The sequence below is a fragment of the Gilliamella sp. Pra-s52 genome (assembly GCF_009795805.1).
Taxonomy (GTDB): Bacteria; Pseudomonadota; Gammaproteobacteria; order Enterobacterales; family Orbaceae; genus Gilliamella.
On sequence record NZ_WTEY01000002.1, the window covers coordinates 187,432 to 207,208 of the forward strand.

Here is a 19,777-nt window from a genome sequence, read left to right on the forward strand (position 1 = left end):
ATGACTATGCAATATTTTTCGCAATCTATACTTAACTGGTATGAACTGTGCGGTAGAAAATCGCTACCTTGGCAAATCAGCAAAAGTTCTTATCATGTTTGGTTATCAGAAGTCATGTTACAACAAACTCAGGTTGTAACTGTTATTCCTTACTTCAACCGTTTTATTGAGCGCTTCCCAAAGATAACAGATCTAGCACAGGCATCAATTGATGATGTATTGCATCTTTGGACTGGGCTTGGCTATTATGCAAGAGCTCGTAACTTACATAAAACAGCACAAATAATAACCGAAAAATTTAATGGCGAATTCCCGACACAATTTGATAACGTCATCGCCCTACCTGGTATAGGACGTTCAACTGCAGGGGCAATTTTATCTCTTTCACAAAATCAGCATTACCCTATTTTAGATGGTAATGTAAAACGTGTATTAACTCGATATTTTGCTGTTCAAGGCTGGCCTGGTATAAAAACTGTCGAAAATAAACTCTGGAATTTAAGTGAACAAGTTACTCCCAAAATTGATGTTGCAAAATTTAATCAAGCTATGATGGATATTGGTGCGATGGTTTGTACACGCACTAAACCTAAATGTTCTTTATGCCCTTTGCATAGCAATTGCATTGCACATAAAACGGAAAGTTGGCAACAATATCCAACCCAAAAACCTAAAAATACTATTCCTGAAAAAACAGCCTATTTTTTAATGCTTGAATATAATCAAACTATTTGGTTAGAAAAAAGACCGCCAACAGGCATTTGGGGAGGATTATATTGCTTACCACAGTTTTCAAGTAAACAAGAAATAACTGACTGGTTAAAAAAACAAGGTATCGAAACCTTACCTCTAAAACAGCTTATTGCATTTCGTCACACATTTAGTCATTTTCACTTAAATATTATTCCTTTTCATTGTGTTATCAAAAAAAAGACAAAATATTGGGATAAATCTTATGGATACTGGTATAACCTTAAATCGAAAAATAACAAAATTGGACTTGCTACACCTATTTATAACTTATTAAAACAATTATAACTATCCTCTAAAAAAGAGAACAAAAAATGAATAATATACAAAAATCTGTTAAATAAGATTACTTTCATGTAAAGTAAAGGATTATGTCAAAAGTTGTTATTTATGAACGAATACTCTCTTTTGATTACCAACAAACCTTTCTGATTATTAACAAACTAAATCAAATATTCCTCTAACTAAATTCAGACTCAATTTCCCACCATTGCAATTAGCCAGTATAATGCTAGCAATTTTATTGTTAAGTGAGCTATACATGAAAACATTATTTGCCAGCACATCACGTGGGCTTGAAGAGTTATTAAAAAAAGAGTTAGAACAAATTGGTGCAATTAATTGTAAAATTGCGCAAGGCGGTGTTTATTTTGATGTCGATGAAAAAATACTATATCAATCATTATTGTGGTCACGTTTAGCATCTCGAATCTTACTACCCATTGCCGAGTTCGATATCTATAGCGATTTGGATCTGTACTCTTGTGTGTTTAATATTAAATGGCCAAATATTTTTGCTGTTGATAACGCTTTCGTAATTAATTTTGTTGGCGTCAACGAGTTTATCCGCAATAGTCAATATGGTGCGCTAAAGATCAAAGATGCGATTGTTGATCACTTTTTGCGTCATACTAATGAACGTCCTAATGTCGCAAAACAAGATCCCGATATTCGACTTCATGCTTATTTAAATAAAAACCGCGTCACACTATCTTTAGATCTAAGTGGTAATAGTTTACATGAGCGTGGCTATCGCCAACAAACAGGACAAGCTCCACTAAAAGAAAACCTAGCGGCAGCTATTATTATGCGTTCTGGTTGGAAAGCAAATGAACCATTGCTCGATCCGATGTGTGGTTCAGGTACATTACTAATTGAAGCGGCAATGATCGCATCACAAATCCCACCCGGTTTACATCGTAAACAGTGGGGATTTTTTGCTTGGAAAGGCTTTAACCCGACATTGTGGAACGAATTGCTCTTCACTGCAAAACATAACGTATCTAAAACAAACACTGCATTTATCGGTTATGATAATAATGCGACAGTACTTGAACGAGCCAAACAAAATGCGCTCCAAGCAGGTGTGGGGGATTTAATTACTTTTTTGATGCAAGATGTGACACAACTAACCAATCCATTGCCAACTGAAACGGTAGGCATGATCATCAGTAATCCACCTTATGGCGAACGCTTAGAAAGCGAACCTGCGCTTATTGCTTTGCATACGGCACTTGGTCGACAAATCAAACAAAATTTTGGTGGATGGCGATTATCATTATTTAGCGGTGCGCCACAGTTGTTAGATTGCTTACAAATGAGAGCAGAAAGACAATTCAAAGCAAAAAATGGTCCTCTCGACTGTATACAAAAAAATTATGTCATTGCTAAGCGTAATACTGAAGAAGCAATCACAAATTCCACTATGCCGGCTGCGGATTTTGCTAACCGATTACGCAAAAATAAACAAAAATTAGAAAAGTGGGCAACCCAAGAACAACTAGAATGCTATCGGCTTTATGATGCAGATTTGCCTGAATACAATGTCGCTATCGATCGTTATAAAGATAAAATAGTAATGCAAGAATACGCAGCGCCGAAAAACATCGATCCACAAAAAACTCGCCAACGGCTTTTTGATACTATTAATGCCACCATGTCAGTGCTTGAGCTTACCGCCGATCAGTTAGTATTAAAAACAAGAGAAAAGCAAAAAGGCAAACAGCAATACCAAAAACTAGGACAAAAACAGGACTATTTTTTAGTCCATGAATACCCGATTAATCAGCGCAAAACCGCATTTTGGGTTAATGTGACCGATTATTTAGATACGGGATTGTTTTTAGATCATCGCTTAGCACGAAAAATGATTGGTGAAATGAGTGCAGGCAAAGACTTTTTAAACCTATTTGCCTATACCGGTAGTGCAACGGTTTATGCTGGACTTGGCGGAGCAAAATCAACCACCACGGTCGATATGTCTCGCACCTATTTGGAATGGGCTGATCGTAATTTAAAACAAAACGGTTTAACGGGTAAAAAACATCGATTAATTCAGGCGGATTGTTTGCTCTATTTATCTCAAGCTGATGAGCAATTCGATTTAATTTTTATCGATCCGCCGACATTTTCAAACTCGAAACGGATGAACGATACCTTTGATGTTCAGCGCGATCATCTAAAATTGATGACGGATTTAAAACGTCTGTTAAGACCTAATGGTACTATCATTTTCTCCAACAATAAGCGTGGTTTTAAAATGGATAATATTGGTATGCAAAACTTAGGGCTAATCTATCAAGAAATTACCAATAAAACGCTATCGCTTGATTTTAAACGCAATAAACAAATTCACTGCTGTTTTATTGTAAAACATCAATAAACATAAAACCGCCATAAGGCGGTTAATTTATTAAAAATAAGTTGAAATAAAAAACTTCAATAAAATCAACACCTTTCCCGAGCATTTTTTAATCAAAATGAAACCTTATCAGGTTGCTTATTTTGCTAAAAAATTATACAAAAAGTAATCACTATTAATAATAATTCAATCTTGTAAAAAATTTTCAGGAAACTATACGTTTTAGTATAATTTTCTCTTACCACCTTCCAAAAGAGTGATCTTAATCACAAAAATAAAAAAAAGACCCATTTTAACAATGTGACACTCATCACATTTATCAATTTTTTTTAATGAATTGAATAACTAAATCCTTCTACAATAGCAACATGATGATTATATCAATCAATAAGGAAAGTTTTATATTATGACAAATTCAAACATCAAATTAAAAGTCCAAAATTTTGGGCGATTCTTAAGTAATATGGTCATGCCAAATATCGGCGCATTCATTGCTTGGGGATTTATTACCGCTATTTTTATTCCAACGGGTTGGTACCCAAACGAAAGCATTGCCAAATTGGTTGGACCGATGATTACTTACTTATTACCACTGTTGATTGGTTATACTGGCGGTAAATTAGTTCACGGTGAACGAGGCGCCGTTGTTGGTGCAATCACAACAATGGGAGTTATTGTTGGCGCAGACATCCCAATGTTCTTAGGCGCAATGATAGTTGGCCCTCTAGGTGGTTGGATAATAAAACAATTTGATAAAGCCATCGATGGAAAAGTCAAAAGTGGTTTTGAAATGTTAGTTAACAATTTCTCGGCCGGTATTATTGGTATGTTACTTGCATTGCTTTCTTTTTTTGCAATTGGACCTTCTGTCGTTATTGCATCTGGTAAATTAACCCTTGCCGTTAATTTCTTAGTTGAGCATAATTTACTACCTTTAACTTCGATCATCATTGAACCAGCTAAAATTCTTTTCTTAAATAATGCGATTAACCACGGTATATTTTCACCATTAGGTATTCAACAAGCCGCTGAGTATTCTCAATCTATTTTCTTTTTAATCGAAGCAAATCCTGGTCCTGGTTTAGGTTTATTACTCGCTTATATGTTCTTTGGTAAAGGTTCTGCAAAAAGTTCAGCTGGTGGCGCAGCAATCATTCATTTCTTTGGGGGAATTCATGAAATTTACTTTCCATATGTCTTAATGAACCCTCGTTTAATTATTGCAGTAATTTTAGGTGGAATGACAGGCGTATTTACTTTGACACTATTTGGTGCAGGATTAAGCTCACCGGCATCACCAGGTTCAATTATCGCCGTTCTTGCCGTCACTCCAAAATCATCAATGCTTGGTGTAATTATTTCTGTCATTGCGGCAACAACAGTAACGTTTATCGTTTCAGCTATTTTACTAAAAACTACAAAAGAAACTGATAAAAGTCTTGAAGATGCAAAATCGAATATTTCTGCAATGAAAAATGAATCAAAAGGAATTGTTAATGGTATCCTTGATCTTGCTAAAGTTAAGAAAATCATAGTAGCTTGTGATGCAGGAATGGGCTCAAGTGCTATGGGCGCCGGTGTCTTACGCAAAAAAGTTCAAGATGCAGATTTGGATATTTTTGTCACTAATGTAGCGATTAATAATCTACCAGATGATGTTGACATTGTTATCACACATAAAGACTTAACCGATCGCGCAAAACAACATGCACCAAATGCACATCATATTTCATTGACTAACTTTTTAGACAGCCAATTATATAGCCAACTCGTGGCTGACCTTTTAAGTTCTCAAGCGAATAGTGGCACAATAGAAACAGCATCTGCAAGCAATCAATCGACTGATAATGCCCCTTTATTTAAATTATCAGAACAAAATATCTTTTTAGGACTAACAGCTAAAAATAAAGAAGAAGCCATTCGCTTCGCTGGGCAAAAATTAGTCGATAATGGTTATGTTGAAACTACCTATATAGAAGCAATGCTAGAACGTGAAAAACTAACATCAACTTATTTAGGAGAATCAATAGCTGTCCCACATGGTACTATTGAATCAAAAGACGATGTTATTAAAACTGGTATCGTATTTTGCCAATACCCAGCTGGAGTTCAATTTGGTGATGAAGAAGACGATAAAGCAAAAATAGTGATCGGTATTGCTGCTCGCAATAATGAACATCTTGATGTCATAGCAAAATTAACTAATGCATTAGATGATGAAACTATTATTGCAAAGCTAGCAACAACAAATAGTGTTGAAGAAGTTTTAGCAATACTCAGCTAACCTAGTTCTATTTCCCGCTTGATGCGGGAAATTAAGTTAAACAGTTAAATTAAATTTAAGGATTATTATTATGCAAGCACTACACTTTGGCGCAGGTAACATTGGACGAGGTTTTATAGGTAAATTACTATCCGATGCTGGCGTACAGGTCACATTTGCTGATGTAAATCAACAAATTATTGATGCTATAGCCACTCGTCATGAATATCCAGTAAATGTTGTTGGTGAACAATCTACCACCGAAATAGTTAAGAATGTTGATGGAATTAACAGTACCTCTAATGAAGTTATCGATTATATTGCCAAAGTAGATTTAGTTACCACCGCTGTTGGTCCACAAATTTTAGCGCGTATCGCCCCTACTGTCGCACAGGGAATTATTGCAAGGCACAAACAGGGAAACACAGCACCACTTAACATTATTGCTTGTGAAAATATGGTTCGTGGTACGAGCCAATTTAAACAAGAAATATTTAAAACACTACCAGAAGATCTTCACCAATGGACAAATTCTCATATCGGTTTTGTCGATTCAGCCGTGGATCGCATTGTACCACCTGCAACATCAAAAATAGGTGATATTCTCGAAGTCACTGTTGAAACTTTTTCGGAATGGATTGTTGATGAAACACAATTTGTCGGTAATATCCCCTCAATTAATGGAATGCAACCTGTTGATAATTTAATGGCTTTTGTCGAACGCAAGCTATTTACCTTAAATACAGGACATGCAATCACAGCTTATTTAGGTTTTTATAATGGTATTGCTACCATTCGTGATGCAATTTTAAACGAAAAAATTCGTTTAGTTGTACGTGGTGCTATGGAAGAAAGTGGTCTAGTACTCATTAAACGTTACAATTTTGATGAGCAAAAACACATGGCCTACATTGAAAAAATCTTAACTCGTTTTGAAAATCCTTATTTACATGATGATACTGCTCGTGTTGGTCGTCAACCAATTCGTAAATTAGGGACTAACGACCGTCTAATAAAACCATTGCTCGGAACATTTGAATATCAAGTCAAAAATACGAATTTATTAGTAGGTATCGCTGCTGCGCTTAATTATCGCAATAATGATGATGAACAAGCGGTTGAATTGGCTAACCTCATTACTGAAAAAGGTGTTAAACATGCTTTTTGCCAAATTTCGGGGATTGATTTTAATAATTCTATTGTTAAGCAGGTTGAAGAATTTTATACTGCAATGCAAAATCATCATTTTATATAATCTCTAATGCCCGAATCGATATTACAAGAAGATACGATATTAGAAAAACTCAACCAGCAAGCTGATATTCATAGCTTGCTGGTAGTTGCTATTAAGTTAATCAATGACAATATCGACAAATTAATTCTTAAAGTTTTTCGAAAAGAACCTCATGCCATTAAATTTGTCATCCCTTCGTTAATTGGTAAAAATGGTCCACTTAATGATACAGCTGTTTGCTTAAAATTACTTTATGCTCTTGGCATCATCACTCGTGAAGATTATGAAGACATTGAATTGCTAATAGCTATTTTAGATGAATTAAACCAAGACGATAAAAAATACACTTATCTAGATGATGAAATTCTAGGTCCCATCAGCTTGTTACATGACATGGTATTACCGCCCAATTGGACTTTGCAACAAGATGAAGACAAAGAAATAGGAATTGTAGATACGTTAAAATCCTCAATATATCAAAATCGCTATCAGCAAATGATACGTTCCGCACTCATCATCGCGATTACTGAGCTAACGGTTCGCATTATTAATAAACAAAAGATTGACTATTTCCCATAATAATATTGGGTGTAAATTTGCTATTTTCGATATGTTATTTATTTTTGTTTAAAAAAATTATTGTTAATTTAAAATAAAATGATTTAACTAGTAAAAACATCGATTCATTCAAGCTGATTGTTTGCTTTATTTATCTCAAACCTCTCAATAATTCGATTTAAATTTTATTATTCTACCAACATTTTCAAACTCAAAACATATGGATAATATCTTTGATGTCCTAGTAGTTTTAGAATGGATAGTATTGGTGTGAAAAAACCACAAGAAATTACCAATAAAACGCTATCGCTTGATTTTAAACGCAATAAAAAAATTCACTGCTGTTTTATTGTAAAACATCAATAAACATAAAACCGCCATAAGGCGGTTAATTTATTAAAAATAAGTTGAAATAAAAAACTTAAATAAAATCAATACCTTTCCTGAACGTTTTTTAAATGATTTTATTTTTAATTTTTTATTAAAAAGTACTTAATTATAATAAGTAGAAATAATAAAATACAGCTAGTCTCATTTATCAAATTACCTTTGCTACTTTATTATTGCCAATACAACATAAATTACATATTACTAACAATTATTTATAAGGATATGGATGAAAAGAATAATTTTTTACTTGGTATTGATGTTATTGTCGAATTTTATTTCGAGCACATCATTAGCCCTTGAATTTATAATCAACAAATACGAACCCAGTGTTATAAAAACTGGCGAATACTCGCATTTCTACACAGATCCACTTACAGATACCAAAATATCTTTGCCAGCAAATAAATATAGTGCAATGAAAGTTGTTTTAGCTAATGTCTTTGTAGCAAACGATTGTGTATTCTATAAATTTAATCTAGAAAATGATGAGATTTTTTATTTAAAAGAACGGTGTTCTTCAAAAGAAATTGAATTTAATGGACTAGATTACCTAGTTCAACCAGAAAAATACAGCGAAATAGAGAAAAATGTACAGGATTTGAAAAAAATAAAAATTCCTAATCTAAATGATGTTGTGGTTAAAACCGTAACTGTCACAAAAGATGATATTTATGAAGTTACTTTTTCAAATGGGTTACAAATACAAAAAGAATATCTCAATGATTTTCTCAATTTAAGCAAAAAAATCACAAACCAAGATGATTTAAAATTATTAATTCACTATATGAAAAAACACCAACTATCTTTTACAACAACATATAGTAATCAATATTTATTTTCAATGGACAATTCAACATCACCTATAAAAATTGACATACTTATTGATACAAATCTAGAGGTTTATCCCGAAGTAGATATTACATATAAAGGCACTAAGGCTTTTATTAGAAGGTTTACTATCAATCAAAATAAGGCAACATATTCTTCTATTAATACGCGTTGTTATACTATCAGCTCTGATGAAAAGCTTACAGCATATGAGTTGCTTTTCACCAAGCAAGAAGTAATTGAAAAGTGTCATTTCTATTTGGATAAAAAGATAACAGATTATATAAAATGGCTTAATGACAAAAAAAGTGCAAAAATAGTATTTTATGGAGATCTGCAAGACGTCAGCCAAAAAATAACAAGAAAAAATATTGTTCAATTAAAAGATATGATAAGCATCAATGAATTATTAACTAAGTACTTTAAACGATCATTAGTAAGCTTAGAAAAAGATGAGGATGAAGAAGATGATGATTAGCGTTAACTTACCAAGTTAGAGCTTAATTTTGTCCTATCATCAATATCGACAAAAAAGATAGAATTAATTGATTTTGCATCTTTTATAAATTACACGTTTAGAGACTAAAATTAAAAGCTCAAATTATTTATCAGGGGGAATTTTTACATTAAATTCCTCCTGCTTATCTAACTATGCTGTCCAAAAATAATCTAGATTACAAAGGTGCCCTCTAAAAAACATACTTAACATATAATGCTAAACCTACCGAATCACAAGCACCGCCGTTTTAGCTCCACGCACAACCCCTGAAGCATTCGATCCTAAAAGATGCGTTGAAATATTAGGACGACGTGAACCTAAAATTATTAAGTCTGGTTTAATTTCGTCAGCTAATGCAAGGATTTCATCTCTTGGATGACCAAATGCAATAGAAAACGATAAATGTTCATGCGGTAAATTAATCGAATTCATTAATTGATGAAGATATTGTTCTGTTTGTACTGTTGCATGATCTTTAAATTCATCAAATCCAAAAGAGTAAGCATTGATAATAGCTGATGAAACAGGCAAGGCATGAAAAAATATTACTTCAGCATTAGACAATCGGGCTAAGCACTCTACATGTGGAATCACTTTTTTAGTTAATTCATCTTCAAGCACATCAATAGGAACCAAAATTTTTTTGTACATAACTCCCTCCTTGCTTTGTTATAGATTCAATTATATATTTAGCGGACCTAAAATAGGTTTTACCTTGCTAGTATGATACTCATTTTAACTTTAATCTTTAATTATTTTTTATCCAATTTATGATGGAGATCAACATGAATTGCATTATTTATCGTTCTGATGTCAAACCGACACTCGAACAAGCTATTACCCTTTATCGTCACTGTTCATTAGGTAAGCGTCGTCCACTTACCGATACCGTACGCTTTCAAGCTATGTTAGATAATGCTAATTTGGTGGTAACTGCTTGGCATGATGATAAACTGATTGGTATTGCACGTTGTTTAACGGATTTTGTTTATATCACTTATTTGGCAGATCTCGCAGTAGATGAAAATTATCAACGACAAGGTATCGGAAAGCAATTAGTTAAAGAAGTAAAAAATAATACAGGCAAATCATGTTCAATTACTCTGCTAGCAGCGCCACAAGCAGTTGATTATTATGGTCATATCGGTTTTAATGCGCATCCTTCAGCTTGGATTTTAAGAGATAATTAAAATGAGAATCATATTAGCCTCGACTTCACCATCACGTAAAAAAGTACTTGAAAAATTAGCTATTCCTTTCGAGTGTGTGCCTCCTATATGTGATGAAACACCACTAGCAGGTGAGTCAGCTAAGCAATTGGTCGTTCGGCTAGCTAAACTTAAAGCCCAATCATTAGCTATGCAGTTTGCTGATAGTTTAATTATTGGCTCTGATCAAGTTGGTGTGTTAGACGGTAATATTGTTTGCAAACCACATACAATTGATAATGCCCGTAAACAGCTTCGACAAAGTAGTGGTAAAGCTTTCTATTTTTATACTGGGATGACAGTAATTAATACCAAAACACAACAACAAATCACCATTTGCGAACCATTTAAAGTGACTTTTCGGCATTTAACTGATTCAGAAATTGATGCCTACATTAGCAAAGAGAAGCCACTACAATGTGCTGGTAGTTTTAAATGTGATGAACTAGGCATCACCCTATTTGATAAACTTGAAGGTGATGACATTAATTCATTAGTTGGATTACCATTATTAAAACTTAATAAAATCATGATCGAAATGGGTTGTAATCCACTTTTAATATAACAATTCAGTTAATAACTAAACCCATTAGTCAATAAATCGTCCAGCTGACATTTTCATAACTTTTTGGCTATAACGGGCAACATCATGATCATGAGTGACAATTAATAACGCTGTACCTTGTTGATGAATTTCAGACAGTAGTTGCATGATTTCAGCTGCGCTTTCTTCATCAAGATCACTGGTTGGTTCATCAGCAATAATGATTTGGGGCTTACAAATCAGTGCTCTCAATATCGCAATACGACGCATTTCACCACCTGACATATGGGCAGGATATGTATCTTGCAGGTGGCTTATTTTGGCCTTTTCAAGCAGACTTTTTGCTTCATTTAGTGGATTTTGATTTGCTCGCTTAGTTAAATAAAAAGGCAGTCGAATATTATCAATTGCGGTTAAATTAGGCAGTAAACTGCTACCTTGAGGGATATAACCAATATGCTGATTACGAAAGGCGGATACTTGCTGATCATTAAGCTCAAACAGATTGGTCTGATTAATGGTAATGTTACCTTGTGTTGGTGTTAATAAGCCTGCAATCATATTTAGTAAAGTGGTTTTACCACTGCCTGATTTTCCCATAATGCAAATAAAGTCATCTTTTGTCATTGAAAAACTAACATTATTCACAGCTGAAAAGATTTGCTGTCCTCTAGTGTAATCTTTACGTAGATTTTTAACATTCAGTAACATTATTCGCCCTCTCTAAGGGTGCTATAAGTATCAAATTTAGTCATTGATAAGGCACTATAAGAACTTGATAAAGGTCCAATAATTAGTGTAAGAATGAAAACAACAATTGCATACAACAGCGCATCAAATAGTGAAATATTCACACACGGTAAACCAATTGACTGGCAGATTAATAGATTAAAGGCGTAAAGTAACACAGCAGCAATCACTATGCCTGTAATTCCACCTAATGCACTAATAATTAAAGATTCACGAAGCAACATTTTAACTAAATCACGACGTGAAGCGCCTAATATTCGTAATAAGCTCATTTCACGCTTACGTTCATTTAAGCTTGAAGAAAATATGACAAAAATCACAATAGTGGCCAAAACCCAAAAAATAGCCGATAAACTATATACAATAGTTGAAAAGCCTGTTAACCATTTTGATATATTACTTAGCATTCCTTTAGTCATAACAAAATCGATATTATAGCCAATAGCATATTTGGGCATAATTTGATTAACAATATCCTTAATTTGATAATTAGGATTGACCTTAATAAAAATCGACGAGGCATAATCAGCAAAATGTTCAACATCCCCTTCAATTAATTTTGCATTTTTCATTAATGATTGGGCTGCTGGCATAGTCATAAAGACAGAGGAATCAAATCCCATACCCGTGCTATCCATTTTAGCAGCTATTTTGAAAGGATGATTAAAGAACATAATTTCATCCCCGACTTGTGAATTAATTTTGGCACCCACTACTACCTGATTGTCAGTTAAAGGCTGAGTCAATTGTGATTGTAGCCATGGTTTTATGACAAAGTCACTCTGCTGTTCAAAGCCGATTAGTTGCACTTTTGTTGTACAACATCCTGCATTTAATGAGGCAATAAATAGCTGAGGTGAAATCGCATCAATCCCTTTGATATCTTTTATTTTATCAATCAAATCAACTTTTAAATAAAAGCTACTCGGTTCACCACGCAATAGGGCAACTTCCATATTTTTTTCATAACCATAAGGTACAATAAGAATATCTGCACCTAATCGATTAGCCATGCCTGAAATGCCAAGACTAAGGTTTTTCATCAATACACTTCCCCCAAACAACGTTGCCGAAAAAAGCATAATGATGATAATCAAACAGCAACTTCTAAACGGTCGCCGCTGAATATTTCGCCATGCCAAATTTGCCATGGTGATCGGTTTTTCGTGCATATTGACTTCCCTGCTTGTTGGATTTAAATATTATCTTTACCTAATATCAGGTAAAGATAAGTATGGTTTTTATTTGCTAACAAAGGCTATCGATTTTTTGTTTTTTTATTTAAATAATAGGTATTAACCACTGCGGCAATAAATAATAAGCCTGATAATAATACTAAGGCGGGTTTAGCACCCATATTACACCGCATCATTTCGTTAGAACAGACACCAATTAGGATCGTTGGAATTGCAGCGGCTAACAACGATATGCAAGCTGTCGCCATGCTTAATCCCATTCGAATAAAAGCCGTACGACTAATCAGTAGTAATGCACCGATGACTATCACTAAACAACCGATCCCTATTTCGGCTCTTGCTGTCCAAAAACATTTCATAATTTTTCCTGTACTAGCATGCATATGTCCACTATGTGCAAGCTCACTACTAGCACCGTTCATTGCACTCATACCATGGCTCATAGTGTCAACGGGTGTCACAATCGCCTCTGGCAATGGGCAAACAGGTAAGATATATAATGGAAACAAAATAATTAATACGCCAATAATAATAAAGATACTTGATGAAATAATACGGTTTTTCATATACGACAACCTTTTGTTGATTAGTTGTTAATTACACGCGCGACTTTGCCGTGCTCCAGTACTACCGTGGTTTGTGCATGTTTCGACACTTCTAGTGAATGAGTAACCACAATGATTGTACTGCCTTCTTCGTGCAGTTGATGTAGTAAGTCCATGACCATCGCTTCATTGCTTTCATCTAAATTACCCGTTGGTTCATCGGCTAAAATTAATTTTGGATAATTAATCAGTGCTCTAGCAATACAAACTCGCTGCTGTTCACCACCCGATAACTGCCTTGGCAAGTGCTTAGCACGAGCAGCAAGCCCAACACGTTCAAGAGCTTGCATGGCTTCTTTTTCGTCGACCATACTATGATAATACTGAGCAACCATGACATTTTCGAGTGCGGTTAAATATGATACTAAGTGAAATTGTTGAAAAATTAAGCCTATTTTGTCTCGGCGGATTTCAGTTAATTCTGGCAAAGAAAGCTGAGTAATATCTTGTCCATCAAAATAAACTGAACCAAGGGAAGGCTTATCCATACAACCAATGATATTCATCAAGGTTGTTTTACCACTACCAGATGGCCCCATAATTGATAGCCATTTACCTTCTTCAACCGCTAAATTCACTTCAGATAGTGCATGTAGTGAACCATAAATTTTAGACACATTATTTACTTCGAGTATATTCATACTTTATATCCTATTCACCTCGCAAAACTAACGCAGGTTCGACTTCTAGTGCTCGTTTTACCGGGATTAAACACGCAATGACCGTAACTATCACAGAGATAATAACTGTGGTTGGAATCAGATAAAGCTCAATAATAATTGAACGGCCAAACACATTGGTACTAATGATTTGTGCAAAAATAAGCCCACAAATTGCCCCAATAATGCCACCAAGGATACCTAAAACGGTCCCTTCAGCTAAAAATTCTTTGGCGATACTTTGGTTATTAGCGCCAATTGCCTTTTTAAGCCCAATTTCCTTACGGCGTTCCATGACAACTGTCATCATTGTTGTGGCCACGCAAATCATAGTTAGTACTAATACCACAAAAGTGACCAAATAAAGTAATGAGGACAATTTACCAAGCACCGATGTTTCAGATTTTGTCACCCATTTGATCAAATGTGGGGTTATTGTAGTGGATTGTTGTTTGATGTTTTGAATATACTGATTTAACTCCGCTTCAGTCGCCGTAATGCTTACTTCAACCACTTCGGCTTGTTCATTTTCTTCTAATAGTTTTTCTAAATCATGTAGATCAATAAAAATAAAACCATCTTCTGCTCGTCCTGTTTTAACAATTCCGGTTATTTTTAGATCCTCATCAAAACGTGAATTTTGTTTAGATTTACCTGAAATTGGCATAGTACCACCAACGCTTAACTTAGCAAAATTAGCTATATCTGTACCAATCATTATTTCATGTGGATTTTGTGGCAATGCGCCTTCAATGTGCCAATAAGGGCTGGTTTTGGTTACTTGTTTAAAGTCAGTACCCACAATAGTATAAGGGTGCTGATTACTGCGAATCGACTCATAACGAAAAGGTGTCACGCCAAGTAATTTATCTTTTGGTAAAAAACTCACAGCTTTATTAACATCCGTCATTGCTACCGTTGGCTGATTATTAGCAGGCAACAACAGAAGATTAGCACCATAGGAACGAAATTCTTGTCCCATTTGCCGTGGAATATCATAACAAAGTGTGATCATACCAAGAAGTACTGTTGCACCAATAGCTACACCAAGCAAAGCAACAGCAATGCGAGACCGACGACGGATAAGTGAACTTAACACGGTTTTAATTATAAAGCGTCTATTTTTATTAATCATGAGACTTCCTTTCACCTTATCGACCATGTAATACATCAGTTGGGCGTAAAAACATCATCATCCGAAGTGCAGGTAAACTACCCAAGAGTGTAATTAAAAAGACCATTATTATGGTTAATGGAATAATCAACATTTTGGGTTCGACAAACGATCCAAATACTGTATAACCAATCACTTGAGCAAAACCAATCCCGATAAAATATCCCAAAATTCCACCTAAAAAGGCAATAATAAATAGTTCACTAAAAATGAGCAAAGATACTGCCATATTTGTTGCGCCTAGTGCTTTTAATAAACCAATTTCGGTACTACGCTCTATAACGTTCGCAGTCACTAAATTGGAAATTGCTAACGCCGAACAAATCAATGACAAAACGGTTAGTAATAACATTAGTAATTGTGTTTTTTGTAAAATAGAACCTTCAGATTCAGCCACTTGCATAATGGCTTTAACTCTAACATCAGGCATTAATTCTTCAAGTTGATAAGCGATCGAGCTAATATAAGCTGTGCAATACCATGTATCCCACTCTGTTCTAGATAAACTATTCGGATCCTGTGCTGCTTTGCGCGCTAATTCATTTTCGGGAGTGGTTAATGCGCTCACCTCAACACGTTCAACTAGTCCATTTTTATCGGCAAGATCTTGTGCAACAGGTAAGGAAACATAAATTTGAGCATCTTCAACGCTCCCACTATGAAAAATATTATTTATTGTGAGCGTGAGTTTTTTATTTGTGTGCGTTGAAATAATATCTATTTTATCACCTAGTTTTAAATTCCACTGTTTTGCAACAGTTTCACCCACCATCGCACCTTGCACATTGTCATCTGTCATGGTCTTACCATCAATGGTCCACCACGATTTCATAGCCAACATACCCGTATCAACCTGATCGCCTGTTGGAATATTAAGATGTTTATTAAACCAAGTACCCACCACAGTAATTGGCTTATCATGAAATGTCGCTTGAGTTGTTAGGAAAGGCGCAAAATCAACAATATTATAAGCCCAAAAGATCATCTTAATTTTGACAAGTTCATCTTCTTTAATATACTGCACAGCTTGCCCACTATCATTGTTATCAAGCTGGTACATTTCATTAATGACAGCACTACCACGAGGAACGATATTAAGATTAGCACCATAGGCTTTTAGCTCTTGATTAACTTTATCACCTACGTCAAACATTACATTTAGCATAGCAGTAGCAAGCGAAACACCTAAAGCAACGGTTAAAGCAATAAGAAAGAGTTTCTTTTTTTGGCGAACTAATACACTGAGTAACATTCTGCGAAACATAATCTATTCCTTTTAATTCGCTTTTATTTAAAACGGCTTTTTTCTGCTTCAAGATTTGCAGGACGGATCACCATATTACCGTCAATAATTTCATACTTAAGTGGCACAGGATTACACCCACCAGAAAACCCAATAGTTGCAATATTCATTACCACATCACACAAAATACAAACCACTTGATCACCACGTTGATAGTAACCGCTTGCACCACAAATATCACAAGCATCAAAACCAACACCATAAGCATTTTCACTTTTTTTAATAACAATAAAACGAACCAATGTACCATCCGTGGCTTGATAGCCATAGCGGTGTAAATTGCCGTCGTTTACTTTGTCAAGGGGAATAACAATTAAATTATCGGCATTGGGTGTTACTGGCTCAGCAGGTGTGAGCTCTACTCCTTTTTCAAAAATATAGCGAGCGCGAGTTACGGTATAAGCGGTTATCGCTGTACCAGCCATAATCATTAAAGCACATCGTCTATCGCTGCGTAATTGTGCTTTAAGTTTGCGAATTTGAGCAGGATTACTACCGATCAACGAGATTGTTTTCGATTTGACGTATAAAACAATAGCTAAAAAAAGCACAATAGCGATAAATATAAAAGTAAAAAAGTTAACATGACCAAGGATAAAAATAACCAGTTTCATCATCCATGGTTGCGATGAAATAAAACGCCTAACAATTAAAATTTGTAAAATATTAATACTATTTTGCAGGGTAAAAATAACAATCGACAGTGAAGTAATGACAAACACAAATTGAGCTGATAATCGACCACAAGTACGATAAACAAATAACCCCGTCAACAAAACTACCAACAGAGCAATTCCATAGCCTACCCACTTAAACAAGTAATCATGATTAAAAATGGAATCCATACCAACTGCAAATTCGAATGGATAAAGCATTAAATTAGGTAAAAACTGGGCACTTATCAAACCAATACTAAGCACAAATAGCAGTATAAAAAAGAATTTAGCTGTTCGGCTATGAGTCGATTTTTGTAAGTAAATAACAATAATAAGCGGTATAGCAATAATAACCCAAGGTATAATTACGCCTAAATCATAAAATTCACGAACAGCAAAACCTGTATTACGTTTTAAAACGGCATAGATCAATGCTGCAATAAATCCCACAATAAAACCGAATAAAATAATTTTTTTACTGTAATTAGGTATTGATTTGACAATCGTTGCACTAAGTAGTGCCATTATCATGGCTGGAACGAAAGTGTTATCGGTAATATTGATAAGGTATTGAAGCATATTTATTGCCTAGTGATTACAAATGCTATTGGTGAGCATAATGCTCACCACAATTGACTATTAATTATTGAAATATAATTATATTTAGTATAAAAAAACAATTACCATGCACGTGGAATATAATCAAAGTCCCAAGAAACTTCAATCGGTTTAGTCCAGAAACGACCTTCTACACCTGTTTCTTTATCAACGTGTAATAAATAACCTTGTTTTTCAGGATTTTCAATAATAAAAGTCACTTTATATTTACCCGCCCCTTCTAACTTAATATTGTTACCATAATGAGGACCATCTGATGCACTCATTGGCATAAAGTTACCTTCAAGAACTTTATCACTACCTTCTTTTTTAATTTTGTATTTAACTGTTAAGTAAGGGATAAAATCACCCACGCCATAACCTAAGTTATTACCTTCGGCTGCCGAAATATCTGCTTCAATATGCATATCTGATTTGGATGCAGGTAAGCCACCAATTCCAGCCGGTTCCATATCAACAGGTTGGAAATAAACAGCGCCAATATGTAATGGACCAACAGTAACTTCATCACCAATAGGGAACTCTTCGAAACCTTTTTGTTCACCTGGGGCTGGTGCTGCGGCATGAGCAAATGAAGATAATGCCAGTATTGAAGCAATACTTGCTGATAAGAATAAATTTTTCATTGAAAACTCCTTCACTTTGTTTTTAAAGACTTTTTTAATAATTATTTCTAATTATTTAATATTATGAATTTTTTATAATTTGTAATTTTTATGACTACGTTCAAATGTGTAATACATAACCGAAAATACCACAACTAACACCATAATTATTTGTGGAATTAATGTTTCGAGCGTTGGATAAATACCTAAAATTTCAACAGAATGAACAAAATCAACTGGAGTAACTGAAATAATATCCGCCTCTTGTAACTCTTTCATTCCACCGCCTGCAAAAGCAATAGCCATAACATACATCAACACACTAGTACCGATAAAAAATGGCTTAATAGGTAATTTCATCGAACCAAAACGAATCACCATAAAAATTACCGCCAAAACAATTGTTCCAACAGCGAGACCATACCAAACCTTATCCATATGATCTTGAGCATCAGCTAACATGGCTTGATAAAACAAAATTGTTTCAGCTCCTTCTCTAAAAACAGCTAAAAAAGCGGCAAAACCTAATGCAAACCGGCTTCCTGATGAAATTGCTGTTTGCACTTTGTCTTGAACATAATTTTTCCATGTTTCGGCCTCGGCTTTAGAAAACATCCAGTTACTAATAAAAAACAAGACTATTGTCGCAAGTAACATTGCCGAACCTTCGATAATTTCTTGATTAGCACCACTGATTTTAATTGCAGAACGCAAAGCTATTGCAGCAAGCACACTGGCAAAAACGGCAGCAAGCGAGCTCATGTAAACCACTTTCACCATTGCTATATTTCCAGAACGGACAAGATAAGCCGAAATTGCCGCAATCACTAAAATCGCTTCTAAGCCCTCCCGAAATATAATAATAAATGAAGCAAAGAAAACACTCCAACCACTCTCTTTTTTACCATCTAATTCATTCGCATCTTCGTGTAACATTTTTAAAATTGTATCGATTTCAACACGAACAGCTTTATTCGGAGCTCCACTGCTCATCAAACGTTTGATTTTAGCAAATTGGTATTCGGTATCGGTTCCTCGTTTTCCTGAAATATAAGACATCACCGCACGCTCTACCCCATGCTTTTCATAAAAGCCAAAATAAGCATTATTGACTCGAGCTTTAGCACGCTCAGCATCTTTCATAAAATAGATATCATAAGCATCATTTAAAATTACATCCATTTCATCAACAATGGCGTTCCAACTTTCATATTTTTTTTCCGCCGCATAAGACGATTGAGAAAAAGCCATTAAGCTTAGAACAAGGAAAAAAACAAGTGTCAAAAATCGTTTCAT

General features: G+C 34.7%; 18 protein-coding genes. 8 read left to right on the forward strand and 10 right to left on the reverse strand.

All coding sequences use genetic code 11. From position 1 onward, the window contains the following. The 6 genes from mutY (at position 1) to GQ594_RS03040 (ending at position 9,142) form a co-directional block, all read left to right on the forward strand. Positions 1 to 1,038 carry an A/G-specific adenine glycosylase gene (gene mutY, locus GQ594_RS03015; RefSeq protein ID WP_160411388.1) on the forward strand — a complete coding sequence of 346 codons (1,038 nt, stop codon included), beginning with the start codon at positions 1 to 3 and terminating at the stop codon, positions 1,036 to 1,038. 253 nt (positions 1,039 to 1,291) lie between these two features. Next, entirely contained in the window at positions 1,292 to 3,412 is a 2,121-nt protein-coding gene (gene rlmKL / locus GQ594_RS03020) for a bifunctional 23S rRNA (guanine(2069)-N(7))-methyltransferase RlmK/23S rRNA (guanine(2445)-N(2))-methyltransferase RlmL (protein ID WP_160411389.1), read from the forward strand. Between the two features lie 385 nt (positions 3,413 to 3,797). After that, on the forward strand, positions 3,798 to 5,675 hold the full coding sequence (locus tag GQ594_RS03025; RefSeq protein WP_160411390.1) for a PTS mannitol transporter subunit IICBA: 1,878 nt from the start codon (positions 3,798 to 3,800) through the stop codon (positions 5,673 to 5,675). Positions 5,676 to 5,745: 70 nt separating this feature from the next. Then, positions 5,746 to 6,909: a mannitol-1-phosphate 5-dehydrogenase gene (locus tag GQ594_RS03030; protein WP_160411391.1), complete on the forward strand. Its 1,164-nt coding sequence runs from the start codon at positions 5,746 to 5,748 to the stop codon at positions 6,907 to 6,909. A 6-nt stretch (positions 6,910 to 6,915) separates the two neighbouring features. After that, the gene (locus GQ594_RS03035; RefSeq protein ID WP_160411392.1) at positions 6,916 to 7,467 is read left to right on the forward strand and encodes an MltR family transcriptional regulator; all 552 of its coding nucleotides are present in this window, start codon (positions 6,916 to 6,918) and stop codon (positions 7,465 to 7,467) included. A 595-nt stretch (positions 7,468 to 8,062) separates the two neighbouring features. Further along, positions 8,063 to 9,142 (forward strand): hypothetical protein, encoded by a 1,080-nt coding sequence (locus GQ594_RS03040; protein WP_160411393.1) that lies wholly within the window; start codon positions 8,063 to 8,065, stop codon positions 9,140 to 9,142. A gap of 243 nt (positions 9,143 to 9,385) precedes the next feature. Here GQ594_RS03040 and GQ594_RS03045 read toward each other — a convergent pair whose 3' ends face one another. Further along, positions 9,386 to 9,814, reverse strand: a complete 429-nt coding sequence (locus tag GQ594_RS03045) for a universal stress protein (RefSeq protein ID WP_160400185.1) — start codon at positions 9,812 to 9,814, stop codon at positions 9,386 to 9,388. A gap of 134 nt (positions 9,815 to 9,948) precedes the next feature. Between GQ594_RS03045 and GQ594_RS03050 the strand changes: the two genes are divergently transcribed. After that, entirely contained in the window at positions 9,949 to 10,353 is a 405-nt protein-coding gene (locus GQ594_RS03050) for a GNAT family N-acetyltransferase (RefSeq protein ID WP_160411394.1), read from the forward strand. Between the two features lies 1 nt (position 10,354). Further along, positions 10,355 to 10,936 carry a Maf family protein gene (locus GQ594_RS03055; protein WP_160411395.1) on the forward strand — a complete coding sequence of 194 codons (582 nt, stop codon included), beginning with the start codon at positions 10,355 to 10,357 and terminating at the stop codon, positions 10,934 to 10,936. A 24-nt stretch (positions 10,937 to 10,960) separates the two neighbouring features. Here GQ594_RS03055 and GQ594_RS03060 read toward each other — a convergent pair whose 3' ends face one another. The 9 genes from GQ594_RS03060 to GQ594_RS03100 all read right to left on the reverse strand — a co-directional run bounded on the left by GQ594_RS03060 (position 10,961) and on the right by GQ594_RS03100 (position 19,777). Then, the gene (locus GQ594_RS03060) at positions 10,961 to 11,626 is read right to left on the reverse strand and encodes an ABC transporter ATP-binding protein (RefSeq protein ID WP_160400188.1); all 666 of its coding nucleotides are present in this window, start codon (positions 11,624 to 11,626) and stop codon (positions 10,961 to 10,963) included. Further along, a complete protein-coding gene (locus GQ594_RS03065) occupies positions 11,626 to 12,837 on the reverse strand; it encodes an ABC transporter permease (protein WP_160400189.1) in 1,212 nt (403 codons plus the stop codon). Before GQ594_RS03065 ends, GQ594_RS03060 begins: the two co-directional genes overlap by 1 nt. An 86-nt stretch (positions 12,838 to 12,923) precedes the next feature. Then, positions 12,924 to 13,427 carry a DUF4418 family protein gene (locus GQ594_RS03070; RefSeq protein WP_160400190.1) on the reverse strand — a complete coding sequence of 168 codons (504 nt, stop codon included), beginning with the start codon at positions 13,425 to 13,427 and terminating at the stop codon, positions 12,924 to 12,926. A 20-nt stretch (positions 13,428 to 13,447) separates the two neighbouring features. Further along, on the reverse strand, positions 13,448 to 14,107 hold the full coding sequence (locus GQ594_RS03075) for an ABC transporter ATP-binding protein (protein WP_160411396.1): 660 nt from the start codon (positions 14,105 to 14,107) through the stop codon (positions 13,448 to 13,450). 10 nt (positions 14,108 to 14,117) lie between these two features. Next, positions 14,118 to 15,260 (reverse strand): ABC transporter permease, encoded by a 1,143-nt coding sequence (locus tag GQ594_RS03080; protein WP_160411397.1) that lies wholly within the window; start codon positions 15,258 to 15,260, stop codon positions 14,118 to 14,120. 16 nt (positions 15,261 to 15,276) lie between these two features. Next, on the reverse strand, positions 15,277 to 16,563 hold the full coding sequence (locus GQ594_RS03085) for an ABC transporter permease (RefSeq protein WP_160400193.1): 1,287 nt from the start codon (positions 16,561 to 16,563) through the stop codon (positions 15,277 to 15,279). Positions 16,564 to 16,586: 23 nt separating this feature from the next. After that, positions 16,587 to 17,837 carry a Fe-S-containing protein gene (locus tag GQ594_RS03090; RefSeq protein WP_160411398.1) on the reverse strand — a complete coding sequence of 417 codons (1,251 nt, stop codon included), beginning with the start codon at positions 17,835 to 17,837 and terminating at the stop codon, positions 16,587 to 16,589. 101 nt (positions 17,838 to 17,938) lie between these two features. Continuing rightward, a complete protein-coding gene (locus GQ594_RS03095; protein ID WP_160411399.1) occupies positions 17,939 to 18,502 on the reverse strand; it encodes an iron transporter in 564 nt (187 codons plus the stop codon). A gap of 72 nt (positions 18,503 to 18,574) precedes the next feature. Then, a complete protein-coding gene (locus GQ594_RS03100) occupies positions 18,575 to 19,777 on the reverse strand; it encodes an FTR1 family iron permease (RefSeq protein WP_160411400.1) in 1,203 nt (400 codons plus the stop codon).